29 protein-coding genes are annotated in these 23754 nt (G+C 69.1%); 15 read left to right on the top strand and 14 right to left on the bottom strand.

All coding sequences use genetic code 11. From position 1 onward, the window contains the following. Positions 1 to 10 precede the first annotated feature (10 nt). The 8 genes from AVL48_RS29495 to AVL48_RS29460 all read left to right on the top strand — a co-directional run bounded on the left by AVL48_RS29495 (position 11) and on the right by AVL48_RS29460 (position 8249). Positions 11 to 2302, top strand: a complete 2292-nt coding sequence (locus tag AVL48_RS29495; protein ID WP_063054149.1) for a sigma-70 family RNA polymerase sigma factor — start codon at positions 11 to 13, stop codon at positions 2300 to 2302. Positions 2303 to 2314: 12 nt separating this feature from the next. Then, positions 2315 to 2815: a GtrA family protein gene (locus AVL48_RS29490; RefSeq protein WP_061983559.1), complete on the top strand. Its 501-nt coding sequence runs from the start codon at positions 2315 to 2317 to the stop codon at positions 2813 to 2815. A gap of 125 nt (positions 2816 to 2940) precedes the next feature. Further along, the gene (locus tag AVL48_RS29485) at positions 2941 to 3480 is read left to right on the top strand and encodes a GtrA family protein (protein WP_037316076.1); all 540 of its coding nucleotides are present in this window, start codon (positions 2941 to 2943) and stop codon (positions 3478 to 3480) included. A 250-nt stretch (positions 3481 to 3730) separates the two neighbouring features. After that, positions 3731 to 5089, top strand: coding sequence for an MDR family MFS transporter (locus AVL48_RS29480; RefSeq protein WP_061983558.1), 1359 nt, complete (start codon positions 3731 to 3733; stop codon positions 5087 to 5089). A gap of 12 nt (positions 5090 to 5101) precedes the next feature. Further along, positions 5102 to 5938 (top strand): NAD(P)H-binding protein, encoded by an 837-nt coding sequence (locus tag AVL48_RS29475; RefSeq protein ID WP_061983557.1) that lies wholly within the window; start codon positions 5102 to 5104, stop codon positions 5936 to 5938. Between the two features lie 236 nt (positions 5939 to 6174). Next, positions 6175 to 6822: a response regulator gene (locus AVL48_RS29470; protein ID WP_061983556.1), complete on the top strand. Its 648-nt coding sequence runs from the start codon at positions 6175 to 6177 to the stop codon at positions 6820 to 6822. Between the two features lie 376 nt (positions 6823 to 7198). After that, on the top strand, positions 7199 to 7831 hold the full coding sequence (locus AVL48_RS29465; protein ID WP_061983555.1) for a helix-turn-helix transcriptional regulator: 633 nt from the start codon (positions 7199 to 7201) through the stop codon (positions 7829 to 7831). A 4-nt stretch (positions 7832 to 7835) separates the two neighbouring features. Further along, on the top strand, positions 7836 to 8249 hold the full coding sequence (locus AVL48_RS29460; RefSeq protein ID WP_061983554.1) for a Pvc16 family protein: 414 nt from the start codon (positions 7836 to 7838) through the stop codon (positions 8247 to 8249). Here AVL48_RS29460 and AVL48_RS29455 read toward each other — a convergent pair. From AVL48_RS29455 to AVL48_RS29445, 3 genes are all read right to left on the bottom strand, one after another. Then, positions 8227 to 8739 carry a hypothetical protein gene (locus AVL48_RS29455; protein WP_244162494.1) on the bottom strand — a complete coding sequence of 171 codons (513 nt, stop codon included), beginning with the start codon at positions 8737 to 8739 and terminating at the stop codon, positions 8227 to 8229. The two genes, AVL48_RS29460 and AVL48_RS29455, sit on opposite strands and share 23 nt — an antisense overlap. A 63-nt stretch (positions 8740 to 8802) precedes the next feature. Further along, a complete protein-coding gene (locus tag AVL48_RS29450) occupies positions 8803 to 10086 on the bottom strand; it encodes an ATP-binding protein (protein ID WP_061983553.1) in 1284 nt (427 codons plus the stop codon). 1 nt (position 10087) lies between these two features. Next, a complete protein-coding gene (locus AVL48_RS29445; protein ID WP_061983552.1) occupies positions 10088 to 10792 on the bottom strand; it encodes a response regulator transcription factor in 705 nt (234 codons plus the stop codon). A gap of 42 nt (positions 10793 to 10834) precedes the next feature. Between AVL48_RS29445 and hisN the strand changes: the two genes are divergently transcribed. After that, positions 10835 to 11620, top strand: a complete 786-nt coding sequence (hisN, locus tag AVL48_RS29440; protein ID WP_061983551.1) for a histidinol-phosphatase — start codon at positions 10835 to 10837, stop codon at positions 11618 to 11620. Positions 11621 to 11628: 8 nt separating this feature from the next. Here the strand turns inward: hisN and AVL48_RS29435 are convergent, their stop codons facing one another. The 5 genes from AVL48_RS29435 to AVL48_RS29415 all read right to left on the bottom strand — a co-directional run bounded on the left by AVL48_RS29435 (position 11629) and on the right by AVL48_RS29415 (position 15314). Further along, positions 11629 to 11904 (bottom strand): hypothetical protein, encoded by a 276-nt coding sequence (locus tag AVL48_RS29435; protein WP_061983550.1) that lies wholly within the window; start codon positions 11902 to 11904, stop codon positions 11629 to 11631. Continuing rightward, a complete protein-coding gene (locus AVL48_RS29430) occupies positions 11901 to 12743 on the bottom strand; it encodes a TNT domain-containing protein (protein ID WP_061983549.1) in 843 nt (280 codons plus the stop codon). Before AVL48_RS29430 ends, AVL48_RS29435 begins: the two co-directional genes overlap by 4 nt. Before the next feature lie 131 nt (positions 12744 to 12874). Further along, positions 12875 to 13807 (bottom strand): hydroxymethylglutaryl-CoA lyase, encoded by a 933-nt coding sequence (locus AVL48_RS29425; RefSeq protein WP_061983548.1) that lies wholly within the window; start codon positions 13805 to 13807, stop codon positions 12875 to 12877. Then, a complete protein-coding gene (locus AVL48_RS29420; RefSeq protein ID WP_061983547.1) occupies positions 13807 to 14382 on the bottom strand; it encodes a PH domain-containing protein in 576 nt (191 codons plus the stop codon). The genes AVL48_RS29425 and AVL48_RS29420 overlap by 1 nt, the downstream gene beginning before the upstream one ends. 107 nt (positions 14383 to 14489) lie before the next feature. Continuing rightward, positions 14490 to 15314: a biotin--[acetyl-CoA-carboxylase] ligase gene (locus AVL48_RS29415; protein ID WP_061983546.1), complete on the bottom strand. Its 825-nt coding sequence runs from the start codon at positions 15312 to 15314 to the stop codon at positions 14490 to 14492. 80 nt (positions 15315 to 15394) lie between these two features. Between AVL48_RS29415 and AVL48_RS29410 the strand changes: the two genes are divergently transcribed. Further along, a complete protein-coding gene (locus AVL48_RS29410) occupies positions 15395 to 16519 on the top strand; it encodes a C40 family peptidase (RefSeq protein WP_177242257.1) in 1125 nt (374 codons plus the stop codon). A 38-nt stretch (positions 16520 to 16557) separates the two neighbouring features. On the opposite strand, the gene AVL48_RS29405 is transcribed toward AVL48_RS29410, so the two are convergent. From AVL48_RS29405 to AVL48_RS29395, 3 genes are read right to left on the bottom strand one after another with little or no spacing between them, the layout of a single operon-like run. Then, positions 16558 to 17190 (bottom strand): YdcF family protein, encoded by a 633-nt coding sequence (locus tag AVL48_RS29405; protein WP_061983545.1) that lies wholly within the window; start codon positions 17188 to 17190, stop codon positions 16558 to 16560. Beyond that, positions 17187 to 17756, bottom strand: coding sequence for a histidine phosphatase family protein (locus AVL48_RS29400; protein WP_061983544.1), 570 nt, complete (start codon positions 17754 to 17756; stop codon positions 17187 to 17189). Before AVL48_RS29400 ends, AVL48_RS29405 begins: the two co-directional genes overlap by 4 nt. After that, the gene (locus tag AVL48_RS29395) at positions 17753 to 18583 is read right to left on the bottom strand and encodes an alpha/beta fold hydrolase (protein WP_061983543.1); all 831 of its coding nucleotides are present in this window, start codon (positions 18581 to 18583) and stop codon (positions 17753 to 17755) included. Before AVL48_RS29395 ends, AVL48_RS29400 begins: the two co-directional genes overlap by 4 nt. A gap of 97 nt (positions 18584 to 18680) precedes the next feature. On the opposite strand from AVL48_RS29395, the gene AVL48_RS29390 reads away from it, so the two are divergent. The 5 genes from AVL48_RS29390 (at position 18681) to AVL48_RS29370 (ending at position 21155) form a co-directional block, all read left to right on the top strand. Then, complete coding sequence (locus tag AVL48_RS29390) at positions 18681 to 19076, top strand: nitroreductase/quinone reductase family protein (protein ID WP_061983542.1); 396 nt, start codon at positions 18681 to 18683, stop codon at positions 19074 to 19076. A 65-nt stretch (positions 19077 to 19141) separates the two neighbouring features. After that, the gene (locus tag AVL48_RS29385) at positions 19142 to 19537 is read left to right on the top strand and encodes a MerR family transcriptional regulator (protein ID WP_061983541.1); all 396 of its coding nucleotides are present in this window, start codon (positions 19142 to 19144) and stop codon (positions 19535 to 19537) included. A 1-nt stretch (position 19538) separates the two neighbouring features. Beyond that, positions 19539 to 19883, top strand: coding sequence for a thioredoxin (trxA, locus tag AVL48_RS29380; RefSeq protein WP_061983540.1), 345 nt, complete (start codon positions 19539 to 19541; stop codon positions 19881 to 19883). A 159-nt stretch (positions 19884 to 20042) separates the two neighbouring features. After that, positions 20043 to 20666, top strand: coding sequence for a LysE/ArgO family amino acid transporter (locus AVL48_RS29375; protein ID WP_061983539.1), 624 nt, complete (start codon positions 20043 to 20045; stop codon positions 20664 to 20666). Between the two features lie 54 nt (positions 20667 to 20720). Continuing rightward, entirely contained in the window at positions 20721 to 21155 is a 435-nt protein-coding gene (locus tag AVL48_RS29370) for a VOC family protein (RefSeq protein ID WP_061983538.1), read from the top strand. On the opposite strand, the gene AVL48_RS29365 is transcribed toward AVL48_RS29370, so the two are convergent. From AVL48_RS29365 to AVL48_RS29355, 3 genes are read right to left on the bottom strand one after another with little or no spacing between them, the layout of a single operon-like run. Continuing rightward, positions 21152 to 22927: a S9 family peptidase gene (locus AVL48_RS29365; RefSeq protein WP_061983537.1), complete on the bottom strand. Its 1776-nt coding sequence runs from the start codon at positions 22925 to 22927 to the stop codon at positions 21152 to 21154. The genes AVL48_RS29370 and AVL48_RS29365 overlap by 4 nt on opposite strands. A 21-nt stretch (positions 22928 to 22948) precedes the next feature. After that, the gene (locus AVL48_RS29360) at positions 22949 to 23386 is read right to left on the bottom strand and encodes an SRPBCC domain-containing protein (RefSeq protein WP_061983536.1); all 438 of its coding nucleotides are present in this window, start codon (positions 23384 to 23386) and stop codon (positions 22949 to 22951) included. Next, positions 23383 to 23700, bottom strand: a complete 318-nt coding sequence (locus AVL48_RS29355) for an ArsR/SmtB family transcription factor (protein ID WP_061983535.1) — start codon at positions 23698 to 23700, stop codon at positions 23383 to 23385. Before AVL48_RS29355 ends, AVL48_RS29360 begins: the two co-directional genes overlap by 4 nt. Positions 23701 to 23754 lie beyond the last annotated feature (54 nt).

The following is a 23754-nucleotide window of genomic DNA, read 5'->3' as shown; positions in this document are numbered from 1 at the left end:
AAGGAGTCCCGTGTCCATCGTTCCCGCCGATCTCTCCGGTAAGAGTGACGCCGAGCTGATCGCCGAGGTGCGTGACGGGAAGATCGCGTCTTACGGAACGCTTTACGAACGTCACGCCGGCGCGGCGCACAATCTCGCCCGCCAGCTCGCCCGGTCGAGTTCGGAAGCCGACGACCTCGTTTCGGAAGCCTTCGCGAAGGTCCTGGACACGCTGCGTGGCGGCAAAGGCCCCGACACGGCGTTCCGCGCGTACCTGCTGACAGCGCTCCGGCACACCGCCTACGACAAGACGCGCAAAGAAAAGCGCGTCGACCTGAACGAGGACATGTCCGACGTCGGCGGCGCGGTGGGCGAAGCGCTGACTGTCCCCTTCTCCGACACCGCCGTCGCCGGGCTCGAGCGCACGCTCGCCGCGAAGGCGTTCACCCGGCTGCCCGAGCGGTGGCAGGCGGTGCTGTGGCACACCGAGATCGAGGGACAGAGCCCCGCCGAGGTCGCGCCGCTGCTGGGGCTGACCGCGAACGGCGTCTCCGCGCTGGCCTACCGGGCCCGCGAAGGCCTCCGCCAGGCGTATCTGCAGGTCCACCTGGCCGAGAACGCCGGTGAACGCTGCCGCGCGAGTGCGGACAAGCTCGGCGCGTGGACCCGCGACGGCCTGTCGAAACGCGAACGGGCGCAGGTGGAGAGCCACCTGGACGAATGCGAGAAATGCCGCGCGCTGGCCGCGGAACTGGCCGACATCAACGGCGGTCTGCGCGGGATCATCGCGCCGATCGTGCTCGGTGGCGCGGCGCTCGGTTACCTGGCCACCGCCGGGGCGGGCAAGGCGGGCGCGGTCACCGCGGCCGCGACGGCCGCCGCCGCGGGTTCGAGTTCGGGCGGGGCGGCGGGCGCCGCCGCGGCCGGACCGCGTCAGTTCGCCGGGGTGGCCGGATCGGGCGCGGCCATCGTCGCCGCCGTCGCGGTGGCCCTCGCCGCCGGTGGCGGTACCCAGGAGATCCCCGCGGCGGCGTCCGTCCCGCCGCCCGCCGCGGCACCCGCTCCCCAGCCACCGCAACCGCCCCCTGCTCAGCAACCGCCGCCCGCCCAGCAACCGCCGCCTGCCCAGCAGCCCCCGCCCGCGCAGCAGCCACCGCCGGTTCAGCAACCTCCTGCTCAGCAGCCTCCGCCCGCCCAGCAACCTCCTGCTCAGCAGCCGCCGCCCGCGCAGCAGCCTCCGCCCGCCGAGCAGCCCGCGCCGCCGTCGCCGGTGATCCCGTCGCCTCCGGTGATGACGGCGGCGACCCCGGCCGGTGGTGTCCAGCTCCAGCCCGGCGAGGAAGCCAACCTGCCGATCACCGTGCGCAACGACGGCGGCTCGAAGTCCGAACCCGTCGCGGTCTCGCTGAACCTGCCGAAGGGCGTGACGGCCGTCCCCGCCGCCGGCGGTGGCGCACCGGCAGTGACCGGCTTCCGGCAGCAGGCGCCCGCTCCGATCGCGGTGAGCTGCCCCGGCGGCACCGGCACGGTGACTTGCCGGACCGGCACCGGACTCGAACCGGGCCAGTCCGCGGTGCTGACGTTCCGGTTGCTCGCCGACGATACGGCCGTCGACGGCAGCATGGTGACCGGTTCGGTGACGGCGGGCGCGCGGATCAAGGTGTCGGTCGCGGTGAAGGTCAAGGTGCCCGCGCCACCGGACGACCTCGTCCTGCGGGCCGAGAGCGACGGTTTGTCGGCGTTCCCGTGGAACCGGAACCCGCTGGTGCTGGTCCGCGTGAAGAACACGGGCAAGACGACGAAGCCGGTGACGATCACCCTCGACCACCGGGTGCTCAACTCCTGGAGCGTGTACGGCATCCCGTGCCGGCCGACCGGCGAAGGCGCGTCGTGCACTTCGCGCGGCTCGCTGACCCCGGGGCGTCAGGTCAGCCTGTGGGTCCGGCTGAAGGGTCGTCCCGCGGACAACCTCCCGGTGACGGTGAACGCCACCCTCGGTGTCGCGAAGGCGAAGCCGGTGGAGGTCTACTTCGGCTGCTGGCACCACTGGTGTGACGACTCCGCGCTGCTTCCGCCGACCACTCCGCCTTCGCTGCCGTCGGTGCCTTCGGTCACGTCGAAGCCTCCGGCCACATCGGAGACGACGAAGTCAGAGCGACCTGGATGGCCTGCCCCGTCGAAGAAGCCATCGCCGTCAGCGACGCCTTCAGAACCGGCGAAGCAGGATCAGGCCCCGCCGGCCACGACCACCAGCGCGCCACCGCGGCCGGGCAAGTCGAAGCCGACCGTGAAGCCCGAAGGAGTCTTCGGCGGTCTCCTTTAGTAGCGTGCCCCCATGCTGGCGAAACACCGGGAACTGCTGCGTTTCGCCATGGTCGGGGGTGCGAGTTTCGTCATCACGATGACGATCACCTACGGGCTGAAGTTCACCGTGCTGACCGACAAACCGGTGACCGCCCTGGTCATCGGCGTCCTGGTGGCGACCGTTTTCTCCTACGTGGCGAATCGCGAATGGTCCTTTCGCACCAGGGGCGGTCGTGAGCGGGCCCACGAGGCCGCGCTCTTCTTCCTGCTCAGCGCGATCGCGCTCGGGCTCAACGCGCTTCCGCAGCTGGTCTCGCGGTATGTGCTCGGGCTGGAGCAGCCGCACGTCGGGTTGCTGACCCAGGAGATCGCGGACTTCGTCAGCGGCGTGCTCGTCGGGACGCTGCTCGGCACGGTGTTCCGGTGGTGGTCGTTCAAGAAGTGGGTGTTCCCGGAAGCCGGCGCGCGGCCGCGGCTGCTGCGGGGCGGCGGGCGCCGCGCTCCGGACGACCTGGACGACCGGGCCGCCTGACCTGGGAAGTGATAGCAAAGGTCCCTTGCTCCCCCGTCGCTCGAAGAATCGCCCAAAGTGTCATATAACGCTCTGGCTATGCCCTACCAGCCCATTCGAGGGCCCGCGCGAATTAGACTGGCCGGGTGACCGTGGTCGAATCCGTCCTTTCCCGGACGCCGGAGCCGTTCCGATCCGTGCTGATCAAGCACCGTGAACTGCTGAAGTTCGGGATCGTCGGCGGCACGACGTTCCTGGTCGACAACGGAGTCTGGTACCTGCTGAAGCTCAGCGTGCTGGAGTCGAAGCCGACCACCGCGAAGGCGATCGCGATCATCGTCGCCACGATCGTGTCCTACATCCTCAACCGCGAATGGTCCTTCCGGACCCGCGGTGGCCGCGAGCGGCACCACGAGGCGGCGCTCTTCTTCGTGATCAGCGGGATCGCCGTGGTGGTCAACCTGATCCCGCTGTACACATCGCGCTACATCTTCGATCTCGAAGTGCCGCACGTGACGCGGTTCGTCCAGGAGTTCGCGGACTTCACCAGCGGGTCGATCATCGGCATGCTCCTGGCCATGTTCTTCCGCTTCTGGGGTTTCAAGAAGTGGGTCTTCCCGGATGAGCTGGGCAAACGCCGCCGGGACAGCGACGAGCCGGACGAAGACGTCATCCCGCTCCGCTAAGTACTTGTCAAAAGACATGTGATTGTCTAGGGTCATCCATGTCAACGTTCCTTCACAGGTGACGCCGACCGGGTTCGTACGGTCGAGCGGGACGAATTCGAGGTGATCGCCAAGCGCGAAGAGGACCGCATCCGGCTCGGATGACGGTTGAGCCTTTTCCCGTCTTGGCGGGGATGCCGGGGCTGCGTTCGAAGCAGCGTTCCGGGTCCCTCGCGTTCCCTCGTTTCTTCCAGTGAATGGATCTCTTTTCTTGAGCACCGCTCTCGGCGCGCCTCCGCGCGTCCATCACACCCTTGCCCTCGTCGGGCTCTTCGCCGCCGTGTTCCTGGCGATGCTCGACTCCCAGGTCGTCGCCACGGCCCTCCCGCGCATGGTCGGCGAACTCGGCGGCGCCGCGTCGTTCACCTGGGTCACCACCGCCTACCTGCTGGCCGGCAGCGTCAGCGCGCCCGTCTACGGGAAGCTGGGCGACCTCTTCGGCCGCAAACGCGTCGTTCTCGCCGCGATCGCGCTGTTCGTCCTCGGCTCCCTCGCCTGCGCGCTCGCGCCGACGATGCCGCTGCTGATCGCCGCCCGCGTCCTGCAGGGCATCGGCTCCGGCGGCCTGTTCGTCGCGGTCGCCGCGATCATCGGCGAACTGTTCCCCGGTCGCGAAGGCGCCCGCTACTTCGCCTGGTTCTCCCTCTGTTTCGCCGGATCCTCGCTGGCGGGGCCGGTCGTCGGCGGGGTACTGACCGACCTCGCGGGCTGGCGGTCGATCTTCCTGGTCAACGTGCCGGTCGGGCTGGTGGCCCTCGGCGCCGTCGCGCGCTTTCTCCGGCTCGAACGACGACGGACGACCGCACCGTTCGACTTCGCCGGGATCGTCGCCCTGTCCGGCGCGATCGTCGGCCTGACCTTGGCGACACCGCTGTCCGCGTCGATCGGCGCCGTGTTGCTCGTCGTCTTCCTGGTCATCGAGCGCCGGGCGGCCGAGCCGATCATCCCGCTCCGGCTGTTCCGCGTCAGGATGTTCGGCCTGAGCGTGCTCGCCAGTGCCGCGGCCGGGTTCGTCTTCCTCGGTTCGGTCAACTACCTGGCGCTCTTCCTGCAGACCGCGGGTGGCGCCGGACCTTCCGAAGCCGGGCTCCTGCTGCTGCCGATGACGCTCGCGGTCGCCGCGTCGTCGATGGTCGCGGGCCGGATCATCGCCAAGACCGGCGCCTATCGCTGGGCCCCGATCCTCAGCATGACGCTCGGCCTCGCCGCCGCCCTCGCCATGTCCACAATGGACGAAGCGACCCCGTTGCCGCTCGTCGTCGCCTATCTCGTCGTGTTCGGCGCGGCGGCCGGGCTCAACATGCAGGTGCTCTCCATGGCGGCCCAGCAGGGTGTCCCCCGGACCGACCTCGGCGCCGTTTCGGCGACCGTCGGTTTCCTGCGCTCCCTCGGCACCACGGCCGGGCTGACCGTTTTCGGCGCGGTGTTCACCAGCGCGTTCGGCACCGACAGTCCCGCCGGCTACGCCTCCGCGCTCAACGGCGTGTTCTGGGTGATGGTCCCCGCTCTCGTGATCGGCCTCACCGCCTCCCTCTCCCTGCCGCGCGTCCAGCTGCGGCGCCACCATTAAGGAGTTTTTTCGATGATCCTCGTTCTCGGTTCCACCGGCAAAATCAGCCGCGAACTCGTCCCCATGCTGCTGGACAAGGGCGCTCGCGTACGCGCGCTGACCCGTGATCCCGCCCGTGCCCGCCTCGATCCGCGTGCCGAAGTCGCCGCCGGTGATCTCGACGCCTTCGACCCGGCGCTGCTCGACGGCGTCGATCGCGTCTTCATCCTCACTTCCGGGCACGGCGCGGACGGGCTCACCCAGGAACGCGCGGTGGTCAAGGCGGCGACCGGCGTCGACCGGCTCGTCAAGCTCTCCACCACCGGCGTCCATTTCGGACAGACGGATCCGATCTCCTCGGTGCACGCCGCCGCCGAAGAGGCCGTGCGCGAGGCCGGGCCGGACTGGACGATCCTGCGGCCCGGCACGTTCATGGACAACCGGTTCGCCTGGCTGCCCGCCGTACGCGGCGACGGCGTCATCCGGGTCCCGGAAGGCGATCCGGCGTCCGCGCTGGTGCACGTCCGTGACATCGCCGAAGTCGCCGCGACCGTGCTGACCACCGACGGGCACGCGGGCAAGACATATCCGATCACCGGCGGCGAGGCTCTCACGACGCGGCGCCAGGTCGAGATCCTGGGCGATGTCCTCGGACGACCACTCACCTACGTCGAGGAACCCGAAGCCGATGCCCGCGCCAAGATGCTCGGGTACGGCTGGCCCGCTTCCACGATCGAGGGGCTCTTCGAACTCAAACGGCAGTCCGCCGGAAACGAGGAGATCGTGTTCGACACCGTCCGCGAACTCCTCGGCCGGGCGCCGTTGACGTTCGCCGACTGGGCTCGCGAGCACGCTGCGGCCTTCGCCTGACCTGCGGAAAGAGAGCAAGGGACCTTTGCTCCCGTTAGTTAGTGTACTAACGAACGCTAGCAAAGGTCCCTTGCTCCCCCGCCTGGGCCGAAAGGGTTAATGTCTTGGGCGGAACCCCGCGATACGCGACACTCATCGGGCGTTTAATTCTCGCCGGTCCGCTGTCCGGACCACGCGTTGTCCGCGACCGGCCCTCTCGTTAGCGTGCCGCGTCGGGGAGACAGGGGGGAAACCGGATGAACGAACGCCTTCGCGTGCTCGTGGTCGACGACCATCCATTGTTCCGATTCGGGGTGTGCACACTACTGACCAACGAACCACAGATCGACGTGGTCGGTGAGGCCGCGAGCGGGGCACACGCGATCAGCGCGGCGAGTGCCCTCGGACCGGACGTCGTGGTCATGGACCTGCATTTACCCGATCTCAGCGGCGCCGAAGCGACCCGGCACATCGTCGCCGAACGGCCCGACGTCGGCGTGCTCATCCTCACCATGGCGGACGAAAGCGAATCCGTTTTCTCCGCGATGCGGGCGGGAGCCCGCGGATATCTGCTGAAAGACGCCGAACCCGACGAAATCATTCGCGCCGTTCACGCCGTCGCAAGGCGCGAAGCGATCTTCGGGCCCGATATCGCGACGCGAGTCCTCGGCTTCTTCAATCACTCGCAACCGGCCGCGGACACGGTGTTCCCGGAACTGACCGTCCGCGAACGAGAAGTCCTCTCGCTCATCGCGGGCGGCCACAGCAACACCGCCATCGCCAGCACCCTGTGTCTCAGCCCGAAAACCGTGCGGAACCACATTTCCAACGTGTTCAGCAAGCTCCACGTCACGGACCGCGCCGAAGCCATCGTGCGCGCCCGCGAAGCCGGGCTGGGTCGCTGAATCGCTGAGCCGCGCTTCATTGCGAAGTAAGCATTTGGGTACCTACGCCTGACCTGCACGAGGGTGGTTCCGCGGGCATCGCCGCCCGGTTGCACACCTTGATCGACGGAAGAGCCGGGACACTCAACGTCCCCAATCCTCCGTTGCTCAAGCTCGTGCCGATCACGAGCTGTGAACCGGCGGTTAAACAAATTCGAGTTCCTCAAGGAACCTTCACGGACTTCGCGAGCCGGAGACCTCACTGGACAACCCCGATAAGGGCGGCTTTTCGGGCAAGGTCGGGACCGGAGTCCCATGCGCCCGGGACACCTCACCCGGCAGGGTGAGTAATGCGAGGGGTGGGGCCCTCGCACCGCTCGAGGGGAATGGGAATCACATGTTCGAACCGAACAGGACACCGGTGGTCGTCCGCGCCACCGATCCGATCCTGCACAACGGCGTCTGCATGACGCTGCGCTCCCGTGACGACGTCTGGCTGGTGGACGGGGAGACCGCCGACCCGAGCATGGTGGCCCTCCTGGTCACCGACCGCCTTGACGAGGCGATGACGCACCTGCTGTCCGCGCTGCACCATCAGGGGTTCACCCGCATCGTGCTCATCGCGGGTGAAGTCGACGACAACGAGATCCTCGGTGCCATCGAGCACGGTGTCTGCGCGGTCGCCCGCCGCTCGGAGGCCGGCGCCGACATGCTGGTCCGGCTGATCAAGGCGGCCGCCGCCGGGGAAGGCGCGCTCCCGCCCGACCTGCTCGGCAGGCTCCTGCACCGGGTTTCGCGGCTGCAACGGCAGGTCCTGCAACCGCGCGGCCTGCACTTCGGCGGCATGAGCAACCGGGAGACCGAAGTGCTCAAACTGGTCGCGTCGGGGTTCTCGACGCAGGAGATCGCGGACCAGCTCTGCTATTCGCAGCGCACGGTGAAGAGCATCCTGCACGACGTGACCAACCGGTTCCAGCTCCGGAACCGCTCGCACGCGGTGGCTTACGCCCTGCGTGAGGGACTGATCTGACGCCGTGATCACCCAGGTCGACGAGGCCTTGTGCCTCCTCATCGCACCTCATCTGCCGGAGGGGACGGTGGTCCGGCTGGATCCGCCGAAACCCGCCTGGCAGACCGAAACGGAGGTATCGAGCGTCGACCTGTTCCTCTTCGCCTTGCACGGCGCCGGTCCGGGAAACGGCGCCGTGCGGGCGAAGCGGTGTGAACTGTCGTATCTGGTCACCGCGCGGGCGGGCAAGGTCCGCGACGAACACCACCTGCTCGACCGGTCGTTGCGGGTCTTGCTCGGCACCGAGTTCCTCCTGGTCGACGCGCAGCCGGCGCGGCTGGCCCTCGGGGAAACCGACCCCACCGGACTGTGGGTGAGCCTCGGCCTGCCCGCGCGGGCTGGGTTCGTCGTCACGGTCACGGCGGAGTACCGGGACTGAGCACGGAAGCGCGCCGCAGGACCACTCCGCCGATGGAAGCCAGCTGGGCGCCGAAGAATTCGCACCATTCGGCGGCGGTCGCGGGCGGGCCGCACTCGCCTGCCCGGCGCGCCCAGCCCGCCTGGACTTCGAGGCGGTAGCCGAGCATCCCGGTCAAGGTCAGCCCGTTGCGGCTGGCGCCGACCCCGCAGGTGCCGCGGTAGACCCAGCGGTCGGTGGGCTGGAACACGGCCGTTTCCTGGACGAACCGGTGTCCCGCCGTTCCGGTGACGGTCGCGAGCTGGGTGTCGATCCCGCTGACGAACAGCCCCTTCGACAGCAGGTCGAGGGCTTCGGCCTCCACCCGCTCCACCACACCAGGCGGACGGCGGCACGCGTACAGGTCACCGTCGAAGGACAACCGCACGGAAACCGCCACCTTGCCGATCTCCACCGTCGCCGCGGCCACCGGATTCACCGGTGGGCGGTAACGGAACGCCGTCGCATGCACTCCCTGACGTTAAGTCGGCGCGCCTCCACGGCATTGCCCGATCGGGAGATCCTTCGGGTGGTCTTAACGAGGGACCCGCTCAGCGGGCCAACGCACTTCGGCCACATCGCCGGGACGAGGGACCTTCAGGAAGAGGCTGAACACCACGGGCTGTTTGCTCGACAACTCCAGCCGTCCGCCGTCGGCCTCGACGAGCGCACGGGCGAGGGCGAGCCCGACCCCGGTCGAGCCACCGCCGGAGAACCCGCGTTCGAAGATGTGCGGAGCCAGTTCGTCGGGCACCCCCGATCCGGTGTCGGCGACCTCGATGACCACGGTGCCGTCCGTGTCACCGCGACGGGCGGCGAGCGTGACCGTTCCCGCCCCGTGGCGCAGAGCGTTGTCGAGCAGGACGCCGACGACCTCACGCAACCGGCCGGGGGTCGCCCTGGCCCTCAGCCCGTCGGTGACGCGGAGTCGCAGATGCCTGCCTTCGGCGCGAAGCAGCTGTCGCCATTCCTCGGAAACCTCGGGCAGCACTTCCGGCAGATTCACCGGTTCCGCGCCGACCTCACTGGCGGCACGCGCCGCCGCCAGCAGTTCGTCGAGTGCCTCGGCCAGCCGGTCGGCCTGTTCTTGCGCCGCCTTCGCCTCGTCGACCACGTCCTGATCGGGATGGACGGTGAGCGGTTCGAGCCGCAGCTGCAACGCGGTCAACCGGCTCCGCAGCTGGTGGGAGACGTCGCCGACCAGCTGGCGTTCTCGCTGGACGAGCTGCGCCAGCGCCGAACCGGACGCGTCGAGTGCTTCCGCGACCATGTCGAGTTCGCCGACGCCGTAGCGTTTCGGATCCGGCCGGAAATCGCCGCCACCGAGTTTGACCGCGCGATCGGCGACATGCCTCAGCGGTTTCGCGAGCCTTCGCGCCGTCACGGTCGCGACCACCGTGCCGGTGCCCACCGACAGGACGACCAACAGCACCACGAGCAGGGTCGCCTGTGTCTGCCGGGTGCGCGTCGGCCCGGCGGGCACGGACAGCTCGACCTCGCCGTGCAGCGCGATCGGCACCTTTTCGGAAACCACGTCGACCCCGGGATCGGAGCCGTAGCGCTTTTCGATCTGCCCTTCCGCGCGGACGGTCAGCAGCCCGCCCTGCGGGACGGCCACCCGGACCTGGTCGAGGTCGATCGGCTGGCCGCTGGCGATCTCGTTGTCGAGGGTGGCCGCGATCCCGCGCGCCGCGGACGCGAGGTTCTCCCGGTTGAGGTTCTCGACCAGCTGCCAGGCGGTGATCCCGAGCGGGATGCCCAGCACCGCCGCGGTCACCGCGACGGCGAGCAGGATCGCCAGGAGAATGCGGCGGCGCATGCTATTCCGCGTTGAAGCGGAAGCCGACGCCGCGGACCGTGGCGATCCGCCGTTCGCCGTCGCCGTTCCCGCCGGGCTTGCCCGTCCGGCCCGCCGCCTCGTCCGCGGCGATCGCGAGTTTCCGCCGCAGCCACGACATGTGCATGTCGAGCGTCTTCGACGTCTTCGATTCGAGGTCGTTCCACACCTCGGCGAGGATCTCGTCGCGGCTGACGACCTGACCGGCCCGGCTCATCAGCACCCGGAGCAACTCGAACTCCTTGTTCGCCAGCTGCACCTCGTGCAGGTCCACGGTGACCATCCGGGCACCGAGGTCCATCCGCACTCCCCCGGCTTCGAGCACCTCGGGCGCCCGGCGCCGGAGCAGCGCCCGGATGCGGGCCAGCAGTTCGGCCAGACGGAACGGCTTCGCGACGTAGTCGTCGGCGCCGGCGTCGAGCCCGACCACGAAGTCGACCTCGTCCGTGCGAGCGGTGAGCATCAGCACCGGCACCTCCGTCCCGCTGGCACGCAGGCGGCGGCACACCTCGAGACCGTCCATCCCGGGCAGGCCGAGATCGAGCACCAGAAGATCGACCCGGTCGCTCTCGGTCGCGTCGAGGGCGGCGGGCCCGTCACCGACGACACGCACGTCGTATCCCTCCCGCTGGAGAGCGCGCGAAAGCGGATCGGCGATGGCCGGGTCGTCCTCGGCGAGTAACACCATGCTCACCTGGTCAACTCTACGGCTGCCGGGCGTGAAAGCATCGTGACCGTGCCCGGCTACGAGAATGATCTGGAACTCGCCATCCGGCTGGCCGACGCCGCCGACGCCATCACCACCGACCGGTTCCGCGCGCTGGACCTGGCCGTGGAACGCAAACCCGACCGCACACCGGTCACCGACGCGGACACGGCCGTCGAAGACGCCATCCGCGCGATCCTCGCCACAGAACGCCCGGACGACACCGTGCTCGGTGAAGAACGCGGCGGTTCGGCCGCGACCGGCCGGGCGTGGGTGCTCGATCCGATCGACGGGACCAAGAACTTCCTGCGCGGGGTTCCGGTCTGGGCGACGCTGATCGCGCTGGTCGAAGACGGCACGCCGGTGGTGGGCCTGATCAGCGCGCCGTTGCTCGGCCGCCGCTGGTGGGCCGCCACCGGGGACGGCGCCTGGATGCGCGACTCCGGCGGCGAACGGCGTCTGTCGGTGTCGAAGGTGGCCTCGCTCGAAGACGCCTATCTGTCCACAACGGACTTGAACTCATGGGTCGAGTACCACTCCCGGGAGAAGTACCTCGACCTCGTCAACGCGTGCTGGGAAAGCCGCGCTTTCGGCGATTTCTGGCACCACTGCCTGGTCGCCGAGGGCGCGCTCGACGTCACCGCGGAATGCATCGTGAACCCGTGGGACGTCGCCGCCGCCCAGGTGCTGATCACCGAGGCCGGTGGGCGGTTCACCGACCTTTCCGGCGAGGCGCGCTACGACAACGGCTCGGCCCTCTCGACGAACGGCCTGCTGCACGACGAAGTACTCGCCATCCTGAAGCGCTGACGTCGCGGTCAGTGCGCGCCGGGCAGCAGGCCGACCGCGCCGCGCGCGACCTGCGACCAGGCCAGGCGGCCGAAAAGGTAGTGACAGGCGACCTGTTCGGTGGTGAAACGCGCCCAGTCGTACCGGTTGCCTTGCTCGCGCCAGAAGACTTCCCAGGCGGGCTCGGCGCCCTCTTCCTCGACATGCATGAGACACCAGGCGTTGTCCGTCTCCGCATTGACCGAGACCACTTCGGGCGGCACGCCCAACGCGGCCAGCCACCGCAGGATCGTCCCCGTGTTCACCGAACCTCCCCCGTGACATCCGCCAGGAAGCCCAGCGTGACAAGTTCATCCGCGCCCAGCACGGCGCGAAAACGCACCCCGCCGCCCGGCTGGCCGAACCATTCGGCGTTCACCGACCGCCAGACCGGCAACGGCCGGACAACGCGGTAACGCCGATAGGCGGCGACCCGGTCGGGCGGCAACGAGCGCATCGAATACAAGGTCGCGTCTTCGGCGAACACCCGGCCGTGCTGATCCCCGAACCGGTCGATATGGGTGCCGACGTCGAGCATCACCGGAGTCGGCTGGTCGATACCGCCCTCTGGGAAGAGTTCGCCGGGAGGCCACGAGTACCCGGTTTCGTCGGTGAACCGGCGCGCCCATTCCTCCGGGGACTCGCCGCCCCACGGGTCGTGGCCCCTCATCAACGCCGGTGGCGGTACGGCGGCGGGAGTCGTCGGCGAACGCCGGAACCCACCGCTGACATGCGTCAACGCGTCCAGGTCGTCCAGCACGTGTGCCTCCGGATGATCCAGCGGACCGGACCCTCCCTCGGGCAGCGGCAGCTGGCGCGCGGGTTTGGCCATCGCGACCGGAAGATGCCCGATGGGGAACATGTGCACCAGGAACAGCGCGATCACGCTCTCCCGTTCGGTCCGCAAGGCACCCATCGGCGGCGGAGCGGCGGGCAGCGGCGGAGCGGGCGGCGGGAACGGCACCCGCAACGGCGCGACGGCGGGCGGCCACGGCGAAGGCGTGTACGGAGCCCGTAACCCCTGCGGCGGCGTCGGTGCGTCGGCGCCTTCGTACGACACAGGCAACCGGATCGGGCCTGTTCCGGCCTCGCTCGGATCCGTCACCGCACCTCCCCCCAAGGAATCGATCCCACCGGTGAAGGGGGAGGCAGCGGACAGGACGCGTCAAGACCTTATCGCCGACCGGCGTTCTCGTCGGCGGATACCCGAAGGCGCGCCGAGGTCGGCTTCCGGTCTCATCCCGCGAGCGCGTTGACCACCCGGGACGGGCTCGGCCTGCCCAGCTGCCCGGCCATCCACTTGCTCGTCGACACCAGCGCGTCGAGGTCGACCCCGGTTTCGACGCCGAGACCGTCGAGCATCCACACCAGATCCTCGGTCGCGAGGTTCCCGGTCGCCGATTCGGCGTACGGGCAGCCACCCAGCCCACCGGCGGACGAGTCCACAGTGGATACCCCGCAGCGGAGGGCGGCCAACGTGTTCGCGAGCGCCTGCCCGTAGGTGTCGTGGAAGTGCACGGCGAGGGCGGAGACGTCGGCGAACTGCCCGATCAGCGCCTCGACCTGACCCGCGGTGGCGACGCCGATGGTGTCCCCGAGCGAAAGCTGCGAACACCCGAGGTCCAGCAGGCGTTTGCCCACTCCGGCGACCTGGGTGGCCGGGACGGCGCCCTCCCACGGGTCGCCGAAGCACATCGACACGTAGCCGCGAACGTCGAGACCTTCGGCCCGCGCCCGGGTGACGACCGGCTCGAACATCGCGAACTGGTCGTCCACCGTCGAGTTGAGGTTCTTCTTGGCGAAGGTCTCCGTGGCGCTGGCGAAGATCGCGATGTGCGAAACACCGGCCTCCAGCGCCCGGTCCAGTCCGCGCTCGTTCGGGACCAGCACCGGATAACGGATGCCTTCGCGGCGGTCGAGCCCGGCCAGGAGCTGCTCGGCGTCGGCCAGCTGCGGCACCCATTTCGGGCTCACGAAACTGGTCGCTTCGAGCGTGGTCAACCCGGCGTCGGCGAGCCGGTCCAGGAACTCGATCTTCACTTCGACCGGAACGATCGACTTCTCGTTCTGCAGGCCGTCGCGCGGGCCGACCTCCCAGATCGTCACCCGATCCGGCAACGCCGCGGCCGACGGGACGCGATCGGGCAGCCCCAGCTCTCGCGTGCCCATCAACGCCTCCGGTTTCCGCGCGGCGGACGCCCCTGCGGTGGCAAGGGTTCGGTCTGTTGCGGCGTGCCCGGCGCGTAGTCGTCGTACGGGTTGTCGTTGACTTCGCGGTAGATCACCGTGTGCACCCGCTCGACCTTGGGGATGTCGTCGAACTTCAGCGGTTCGTCCGACGCGGACTCGATCACCAGCGTGCCGCAGCCGAACACGCGGTCCAGCAGCCCGTGCTCGAACTGGACGCTGTTGATCCGCGACAGCGGGATGTCGATCCCGGTCCGCTTGAGCACGCCCTCGCGGGCGATCAGCCGGTCCGTGGTCACGATGAAGTGCGTCGTGCGCCAGCGGACGAACGGCGCCAGGAACAGCCACACGACGAGACCGAGCCCGACGACGCCGACGGCGATCAGCGAGATCAGGTCCCAGGGAGCCGTCGCGTCCTTCGCCAGGATGCCCAGCCAGATACCCACGCCGAGCGTGACGATCAGCGCGAGGAAGGGGAAGATCAGCATCTTGAAATGCGGGTGACTGTGCACCACGACGTGCTCGTTTTCGCTGAGCAAATCGTCCGGATAGGCCACGACGGACGCTCCCAAAGTGTGTTCGGCGCTGGTGAGCTCACCGTACCGGCGAACGGTCGCGGCGGAAGAGGAGGCGCCGCAAATCGCAACGCGCCGCCACCCGCCGGTCAGGCCCCGGCAGGCCGCACGTGGACCACGTCTCCGGCGAACACCGTGTACCGCTCACCACCGGGAACGTCGACCTGGAGCTGGCCGGCGGGGTCGATGTCGGCGGCCCGGCCGGTCAGCGCCGAACCGTCGGGCAGCTGGACCTCGACGTCCTGGCCCAGCGTGGCGCAGTGCCGCCGGTAGTCGGTGAGCAGGCCTGCCTCGGCCAGCGACCCGCCGGCGAGCCGCCAGCGATGTTCGAGTTCGTCGAATCGGGTGAGCAGCCGAGTGGCGATCTCGCCACGATCGGTCTCGTTCGCCCCCTGCTCGGCCAGCGACGTCGCCGGGAGACCACCGGGCCCGGCCGGGACGTGCTCGCCCAGCGGCAGCACGTTCAGGCCGATGCCCAGGACCACGGTGGTCTCGCCACCGGAGACGGCCTCGGCCAGGATGCCCGCGCATTTGGCGCGCTCCGGCCCGGCCAGGACGTCGTTCGGCCACTTGAGGACGGCGTCGACGCCCAGGCTCGCGGCGACCTCCCGCACCGCGAGCCCCGCGACCACGGAAAGTGAACCCAGATTGGCGAACGGAACCTCGCGCGGACGCAGCAGGACACTGACGTAGAGGCCGGATCCCTTCGGCGAAGACCAGTGCCGGGCGCGGCGGCCGACCCCGGCCGTCTGCTCTTCGGCGATCAGCACGGTGCGGTCCTCGACCCCCTTCGCGGCGGCTTCCCGCAGGTCGGCGTTGGTGGACCCGGTGCTCGCCACGACCTGGATCGCGGCGTACCGGCCGGACAGCGCGGCACTCAGACGCTCGGCGTCGAGCGCTCCCGTCTCACTCATTTGTCCAGAATATGAGAGTCCCCCTAACGTGCAAGGCGTTCGCTCGTTACGCAGAGGTGGTCTCCAATAGCCTGGACAGTGTGACTGAGCCCGAGCCCGCCGCGAGCGCGCCCGAAACCAGCCCGAAGAACAAGTCGTGGGCGCATGGTGTGGCGATGCGCAGCCTGGTCGCCCTTCCCTTGGTCGCGGGGCTCGCGACGGCGGGCTGGCTGCTCGCGGGCGGCAACGACCCGGCACCCGTCGACGGGACCCAGCCGGTCCCCGTCCCGGCGGCCAACCAGGATCCCGCCACCGTCGGCGGCGGCGCGGGTCCTTCCGTGCTCGAAGTGAGCGCACCGGTCAAGGCCCAGGAGACGCCGAAGGGCGCCCGGCCGCTCGAAGAGTGGGCCACCAAGCTCGCCGGACCGCTCGACATCCCGGCGAAGTCGCTGATGGGGTACGCGAACGGCGAGCTGGCGCTGCGCGCCGAGCAGCCGAACTGTCACCTTTCCTGGGTCACCCTGGCGGGGGTCGGCGCGGCGAGTTCGAACCACGGGCGCGGCGCCGACAACCCCATGGGCCTGTCGGCACAGCAGTGGAAGAAGCACGGGACCTCGATCCCCGGAATCGCGAAACCCGCGCTCGGCGACCCCGACTCCGCGTCGGTCGCCGCCGGTCGCGCGCTGTGCGCTTCCGGAGCCGACCTCGGCGGCGGCAGCGGCTGGTGGAAGGCGATCGCCGGCTACCAGGGTGGCAAAGGCACCGAGACCGAGCTGTTCCGCCAGCGTGTCCTGGGCAACGCCCAGCTGTACGCGACCCTTTCGCTCGACCCGGCGCGAGCCGCCAGCCCCGCGGTGAAGGCGACCCGGTTCGCCCTCGGCCAGCTGGGCCTCCCGTACGTGTGGGGCGGCAACGGGCCGGAAGCGGGCGCGGCGGGCTTCGACTGCTCGGGGCTGACGAAGGCGTCCTACGACGAAGCCGGTGTCGGGCTGCCGCGGACCGCGGACAGTCAGTTCCGGGCGCTGCCGCAGGTGCCCGCCGGTCAGGAGCCGAAACTCGGCGATCTCGTGTTCTACGGGAACCCGGCGACGCGGATCCATCACGTCGGGCTCTACCTCGGGAACGGCCTGATGATCAACGCGCCCACCGAGGGCCAGGCGATCCAGATCCACACGTATCACTCGAAGGGCGACGACTACACCGGTGCCGGACGCCCGGCGGCTTAAGGCTTCGTGGGGCGGGGTCGTGAGTGGCGATTCGGGTTCTAACCCGAATCGCCACTCACGACCACCTGTACCGACCCAGTACCGGACATGCTCCGCTTGCTGCGCGCGAGGTCCCGAAGGCCGTACAACGCGAACAAGGGTTTGAGCGGCCATGCCTCCCCGAGCCGGTAATCGGCGGCGCGAACCAGACGTTCGGCGAGATCGGGACGTAGCTGACGCAGGTAGAGGCGTGCCTTCTGCCCGTGCAGCGGATTCGACACGATCTTGATCCGGTCCACGTGTTCGAGCAACGGGATCACGTTCTCGACGTTCTGCCAGGTGCTTCGCGACCGGTCCTCCAACCGCACCCGCCCGGTGAAGCCACATTCCGCCACCGCGTAATCCGCCAGCAGAGCCGCTTCGGACGCCGAAGCCGCGCCGCTCCCGCCGGAGCAGACCAGCGTCGAGCCGTCCATCGCGGGATCGATGGACCGCAGCGCCGCCCGGACCCGCCAGCGGTTCAGCGCGTTGGCGCGGTCGCCGCGGGTGTTCCGATACCCGAGTACGACGACCGCTTCGGTACGCGCAGGCAGGTGCTGGTGTGCCAAAGCCCGACTGGCCCTCCAGTGCACGAACTCACCCCACGCGGTCAACGAGAAAAGGCCGAGAGCCAGCAGCGTCTTCCGTTTCATGGCACGCGATCCTCCCACGTCGGCGTGATGTCGCCGCGCCGCCAACGCAGTCGGTAGACGGCGGGCATCGGCATCTCCCGGGAGAACCGCCAGTCGATTCCCGGCGTGAGTCCGGCGAGCAGGCGGGACACGAAAGTGCCGTGGCTACCCACCAGTACGACGCCACCGTCGTGCTGCTCGGCGAGTCGCGCGACGGCGGCGGTCGCTCTCGCCGTCAGTTGCCGGAGACTCTCGCCACCCGGACGGGCGAAATCCACATTCGCCCAGCTGCGCGCGTAGTGCACCGCGTAGTCCGGTGTCGGCTCCAGTCCCGAGTCCCACTCGCGCAACTCCCAACGCGTGGTGACTTCGAGCCCGGCCCGGCTGGCGGCTGGGGCGACCGTTTCGACCGCTCGCCGGTACGGACTCGACACCACCGCCGTCGGATTCATCGCGGCGAGTTCTCGCGCGAGCGGTTCCGAGGCCGCCGCGCCCGCCGCTGTCAGGGGACGATCCGGGTTGTCGGGCTTTCCCGGCACGGGCGGAACGGACTCGGCGTGCCGCACCAGAACGATGTCGCACGTCACCGGTGCCCGGCCAACCATTCGAGCGCGCCCTCCCCGTGCCGGAGTACCGAGACGTGCCCCTCCTCGGGAAACCGGCGCAACTCGGCCGTCGGGCATTGCCGCGCGAGCCACTCCCCGTGCGCGAGCGGGGCGATCCGGTCCGCGCCACCGTGCAGGAGCAGAACCGGTGCTTCGACGTCGGACGGCTGGAATCCCCATGGCGCGACGTACGCGAGGTCGTCGTCGATCAACCCACCCGGGCCGCCCTCGACAGCGGGACCGACGACTTCGAGGATCCAGGCCCAGTCGTCCTTCAAGGCCGCGTGGTCCGACGCGGTGAACATCTCGGCGTCGTACTCGGCCGACGCCTCGTAGTCGGCTTTCTCCGCTCGTCCGGCCAAGGCGGCCGTCAACGATTCGACTCCCGCCGCGCCCATCCCCGCGAACCAGTCCAGCCCCTCGACGTCGTACGGCGCCATACTCGCGACACCGACCACTGCCGAGACCCGTTCGGGCAGCAGCGCCGCGCACGCGAGCGCGTGCGGACCGCCACCGGAGTGCCCGAAGACCGCGAAGTTCTCGATCTCCAGAGCGTCGGCGATCTTCGCGACATCCGACGCCGCTGACGCGATGGTTCGACCGGGCCGAGGCGTCGAGCCGCCGTAGCCGGGCCGGTCGTGGGAGACCCACCTCAGCCCGAGTCGCTCGGCGGCCGCGAGCAGCGGCGCGGGTGGCGCACCGATGTTGGGGGTTCCGTGGTGCCAGAAGACCACCGAGCCTGTCCCGCCCGTGTCGTACGCGTGCAGGGTGGCCCCGTCCCCCAGGTCCACGTCGAACTCTTTCACCATGTGCCGACCGTACTGACGCGAACGGCGTCCCACTGGTACGCCGGACCGCACTCGGGCACCCTTGAGCTTGCCCACCTCTCCGAGCAGCAGGAGCCGTATGTCCCGCTTTCACGAGATCAAGCACCGGGTGGCCACGACCTTCCAGCGGCAGGTCGGCAACCCGCTTCTCCGCCGGTTGCCGAACCAGCCGGTCCTCGAGACGACGGGCCGTAAATCCGGGGTGCCCCGGCAGACACCGGTCGGCGGGCGCCGGGTGGGCCGCGAGTTCTGGATCGTCTCGGAGTTCGGCGAGAAGTCGCAGTACGTCCGCAACATCCAAGCCGATCCGCGCGTCCGGCTCCGGCTCGAAGGCCAGTGGCACACCGGGACGGCACACCTGCTCCCGGACGACGACCCGCGCGCCCGGCTCAAGGCCCTGCCCAGGCTCAACAGCGCCGCCGTGCGGGCGATCGGCACCCAGCTCCTCACCATCCGGGTCGATCTCGACGACTGACCGGTCGACCCGACCCGGATTTCGTCTTTGCCTTGACGCCAAGGGCAAGGTTTACGCTCGGAACCATGCGGATCGGCGAACTCGCCGCGCGTACCGGAACCACCACCCGCGCGCTGCGTTTCTATGAGTCACAGGGGCTTCTCGACGCACGGCGCGCGTCGAACGGCTACCGGGAGTACGACGAAGACGACTACCGCCTGGTCAACGAGATCCTGACCCTGCAAGCGGTCGGGCTCAGCCTCGAAGACACCAGGCCGTTCGTCGAGTGTCTGCGCGCCGGTCACGAGACCGGCGACTCGTGCGCCGATTCGATCGAGGTCTACCAACGCAAACTCGCCGAGGTGGACGCCTGCCTGGCCAGGCTCAACGACGTGCGGGCCGGCCTGCTGGCCAAATTGGCCGGCGCGTTGAAAACACCGCCGGGCCCGTGCGTCGTCATGCCGGAGAACAAGGAGTCCTGAGATGCCATCCCTTTCCGTCGTCACCGACGAAACCTTCCAAGAACTCGTCCTGGACCAGGACAAGCCCGTCCTGGTGGACTTCTGGGCGCAGTGGTGCCCGCCTTGCCACATGATCGCGCCGGTGCTCGCCGAGATCGCCGACGAGCGCGCCGACGCGCTGCTCATCCGCAAGCTCAACTCCGACGAAAACCCTCTGACGGCACGGAATTACCAGGTGATGTCCCTGCCGACGCTGATTCTCTTCCGCGACGGCGGTCCGGTGTGGACGACCGTCGGCGCGCGGCCGAAGGCCCGGCTGCTGAGCGACCTGGACGCCGTTCTGCAGAGCGCCTACATCGGCCGGTAGTGACTCCCGGTCCGTAATCGTGTTGCGCGCGGGCCCTCCGGTTCGCATCCTTCAGCACATGACTTCGACCATCGCCTTCCTGTCCTCGCCCTCCGTCGTCCGACGGGTGCGGGTGCAGCAGCAGGCCGGCCCCGGTCGGAGGCCGACACCAGTCCGACCGTGAGCGCCGCGCTCGTCGCGGGCCTGCTCGCCGGTTATGGCATCGCCATTCCGGTGGGCGCGGTCGGGACCTATCTGGTGGTGCTGACGGCTCGGACAGGACTCAAGATCGGCGCGTACGCCGCGCTCGGGGTCGCCACGGCCGACGGCCTCTACGCCTTCATCGCGGTACTCGGCGGCAGCCGGCTCGTCCCGGTCATCCAGCCGATCGCCGTGCCGTTGCGCTGGGCTTCGGTGGTGGTGTTGCTCGGGCTGGCCGTCCACATCGGAATCACCGGGATCCGGAATTTCCGCGCCTCCGCGAAAGCCGAGGTGACCCAGCCGATGGCGATCGGACCGCTGAAGGCCTTCGTGAGCCTGCTCGGGATCACGCTGCTGAATCCGGCCACGGTGGTCTATTTCGCGGCGCTCGTACTCGGCAGTGGGGACATGGCCGCGGCGACCGGCGCGGAGCACGTGGTCTTCGTGCTCGCGGCGTTCGTGGCCTCGGCCAGCTGGCAACTGTTCCTCGCGGGCGGCGGCGCGGTGCTCGGCAAGGCGTTGACCGGACGTCGCGGACGGCTGGTCACCGCGCTCGCTTCCAGTGCGCTGATCACCGCACTCGGCCTTCGCCTGCTGTGGTGAAAACGCCGGGAATCGAGGACCGTGGGTGTCCGCATCGGTTGCCAGGCTGTGCCCATGACCGAAACCACCGAACGCACCGCCGCTCTCCACTCCTACCTCGCTTACCGCGACGCCCCGAAGGCGCTTCGGTGGCTCGAAAGCGCCTTCGGTTTCGAGACCGTCGCGGAGTACGCCGACGACAAGGGCCTGATCCAGCATGCCGAACTGCGACTCGGCGGCGTCGGCATCATCGTGTTCAGCGCGGAGGAGGACTACGACCGCCCGGCACGCAAGGGCGAGACCGTCGGCCACGGGCTCTACCTCAGCCTTCCGACTCAAGAAGCCGTGAACGCCGTCTTCGCCTCCGCCATCGAAGCCGGCGCGACCACCGTCTGGGAGCCGACGAATACCGAATGGGGGAATTACCGCTTCCGCGTCGACGATCTCGAAGGGTACGAGTGGACGTTCGGCACGTACGTTCCCGGGCTGCCGCAGGCCGACTGGAGCTAAAGCAGGCGGCTGAACCACTCACGTGTGCGGCGGAGCAGATCCAGCTGATGCTCCCGCCCACCGATGCGGTGTCCTTCGCCAGGATAAACGACAAGGTCGTGTTCGACGCCGAAGTGGCGTAGGGCGCGGTGGAAGAATTCCGCTTGGGACAACGGGACGTTCGTGTCGTCCGCGCCGTGCACGATCAGCACGGGGGTCTCGATCTTCGACGCGTAGGAGATCGGGCTGAGCTGGTCGTGCCGGTGCGGGCCTTTCCCTTCCCAGCCGAAACTTCCGCCGAGCGCCGCCTCCAAGGGGCCGAGTTCGCCGGTGGCGGCGAGCATCCCCCAATCGCAGATCCCGGCACCCATCAAGGCGGCCTTGAACCGGTGGGTCTGCCCGACGGCCCACGCCGCCACGAAGCCGCCGTGGCTCCAGCCCGCGATCCCCAGTCGCTCGGGGTCGGCCACTCCCTCATCGACGAGGAGGTCGATCCCGGTCTGGAGATCGCTCCATTCCTCCATGCCGACCCGTCCGGCGACGGAAGCGGCGAATTCGTGCCCGTGACCTTGTCCGCCGCGGGGGTTCGGCAGGAAGACGGCGTGCCCGGCCGCGGCCAGCCATTGCGCGGACGGGTACCAGTTGAGCATGAACCGATCCGCGTTCCGGTCGTAAGGCCCGCCGTGCGGCAGGACGACCAGCGAGAAAGGCCCGTCGCCTCGGCTCTTTCCCGGCGGGAGGACCAGCAGTCCGTCCAGCAACAGTCCGTCAGACGCCTTGTAGGACAAGCGTTCCTGTGTTCCCCACGAGAAGGCGGCGAACTCCGGCGCGGTATCGCTCACTCGCGTCAACGGCCCGCCCACCGGTCCACAATGGACATCCTTCGGCCGGTACGCGGTGCTCAGCACGGTGGCCACGATCTCGCCGTTCGAGGTCAGCGCGTCCGCTTGCCCGCGCCAGAACGACACTTCGCCGGACCCGAGCCGGTGGAGCGCCGTATCGAGACCGTCGGCGACGAGCACCAGCGGAGCACCGGAATCGACCTGCGCGAGCCTGATCGGACAGGCCGATTCCGGGGTCAGGTTGCGGTGTTCCCCGGTTTCCACCGGAACATCGAAGACCGCCCAGCCACCCACCATCTCGGGCGTCGCGAGATAGGTGACGTGCCAGCCGTCGTGATCCCGCCACCAAACGGGGTTGGTGGCTTCGACCGCGGTCTGGCCGAGGTCACGCCTGGCACCCGTTTCCGGATCCAGCAAGGAGAGCCGGGGTTCGAGCCCGCCGGGGTCGAGTTCGGGGGTCGGCCAGGTGAGGATGGCGAGCGCACCGTCGTCGGGGCGGCGGGCGATGTCGACGACGTGGTCATCGGTGAGCGTCCCGACCTCGCCGGTCCGCAGCTCGTGACTCCGCAGCCGGGCCGGGCGGCGAAGGCTTTCGCTCCAGACCCACGGGTCCAGGACCGGCGCCTCGTCTTCGGCGATGAACACGATCCGTTCGCGCATCGGAAGAAACGCCGTGATCGCGCTTCCCCAAGTGATCAGCGGCTCCGGCACGCCCTCGGCGTAAAGACGGCCGTCTCGAAGGAAATAGAGCGTCGCGGAGTCCGGTGACCATTTCGGCGAGGAGCCTTCGGCCAGCTTGCGAGGCTTTTCGCCACCGTCCACGGCGGCGAGCCAGATTTCCGGGATGCCCGCCGTGACGGTCGTGACCTGGTACGCGATCCGGCGGCCGTCCGGAGAAAGCGCGGGTTCGGCCGGGACATGGCTGTCGACGATCAACTCAGCGGTCAGCATGTCCCCATACTGTCGGAAAAACTAAACCGGCAGCGCCTTGCCCAGCGCGTCGAGCCAGTCGCCCGTGCCCTGCTCCCGCCAGCTCGGCTCTTCATGCCCGTCGAGGAAGGTGCCCTGTTCGATCAGCGTCAGCCGGGTGCCCTCGTGCTCGGCTTCGAACAGGATCGTCGTGACGGACACCGTCGCCAGGACGTCGTTCGCGGAGAGCGTCCCCGAGTAGACGATCCGTTCGTTCTCGGCGATGTCCTCGTAGCGCGCGTCGAAGACCATCCGTTTCCCGTCGCCGGGAGGGCCGGTGGTGACTTCGCGGCCACCGACGCGGAAGTCCAGTGAGTGCCCGCCTCCGGGCACGGTGAACCAACCCGCTTTCGCGGCGGGATCGGCCCAGGCCGCGAAGACGCGTTCCGGCGGCACGGGGTAGACGCGTTCGAGGGTGAAAGTGGCGTGCTTGACGGTCATGATCGCTTCCCTTCATCGGAATCCAGAAAGTCACCAAGGTGATCGAGCCGGTGTTCCCAGCCGGTGCGTTGCCTGCCGAGCCAGTCCTCGGCCATCCGCAATCCGCCCGGTTCGAGGTGGCAGGTGCGGACCCGCCCCGCCTTTTCCGACCGGACCAGCCCGCCGGCTTCGAGCACCTGGAGGTGCTGCATCACCGCGGGCAGCGACATCGACAACGGCTGCGCGAGCTCCCCCACCGAGGCGGGTCCCCGGGTGAGGCGCTCGATCATTTCGCGGCGCGTCCCGTCGGACAGCGCCTTGAACACCTGGTCCATCCGTTGGTTAGGCACATGCTTAACCATGCGCTCCTGGCGAGCAATAGTCAAGTA

The organism is Amycolatopsis regifaucium (assembly GCF_001613935.1).
GTDB classification, from domain to species: Bacteria; Actinomycetota; Actinomycetes; order Mycobacteriales; family Pseudonocardiaceae; genus Amycolatopsis; species Amycolatopsis regifaucium.
This window is presented reverse-complemented; position numbering and strand designations above follow the sequence as displayed.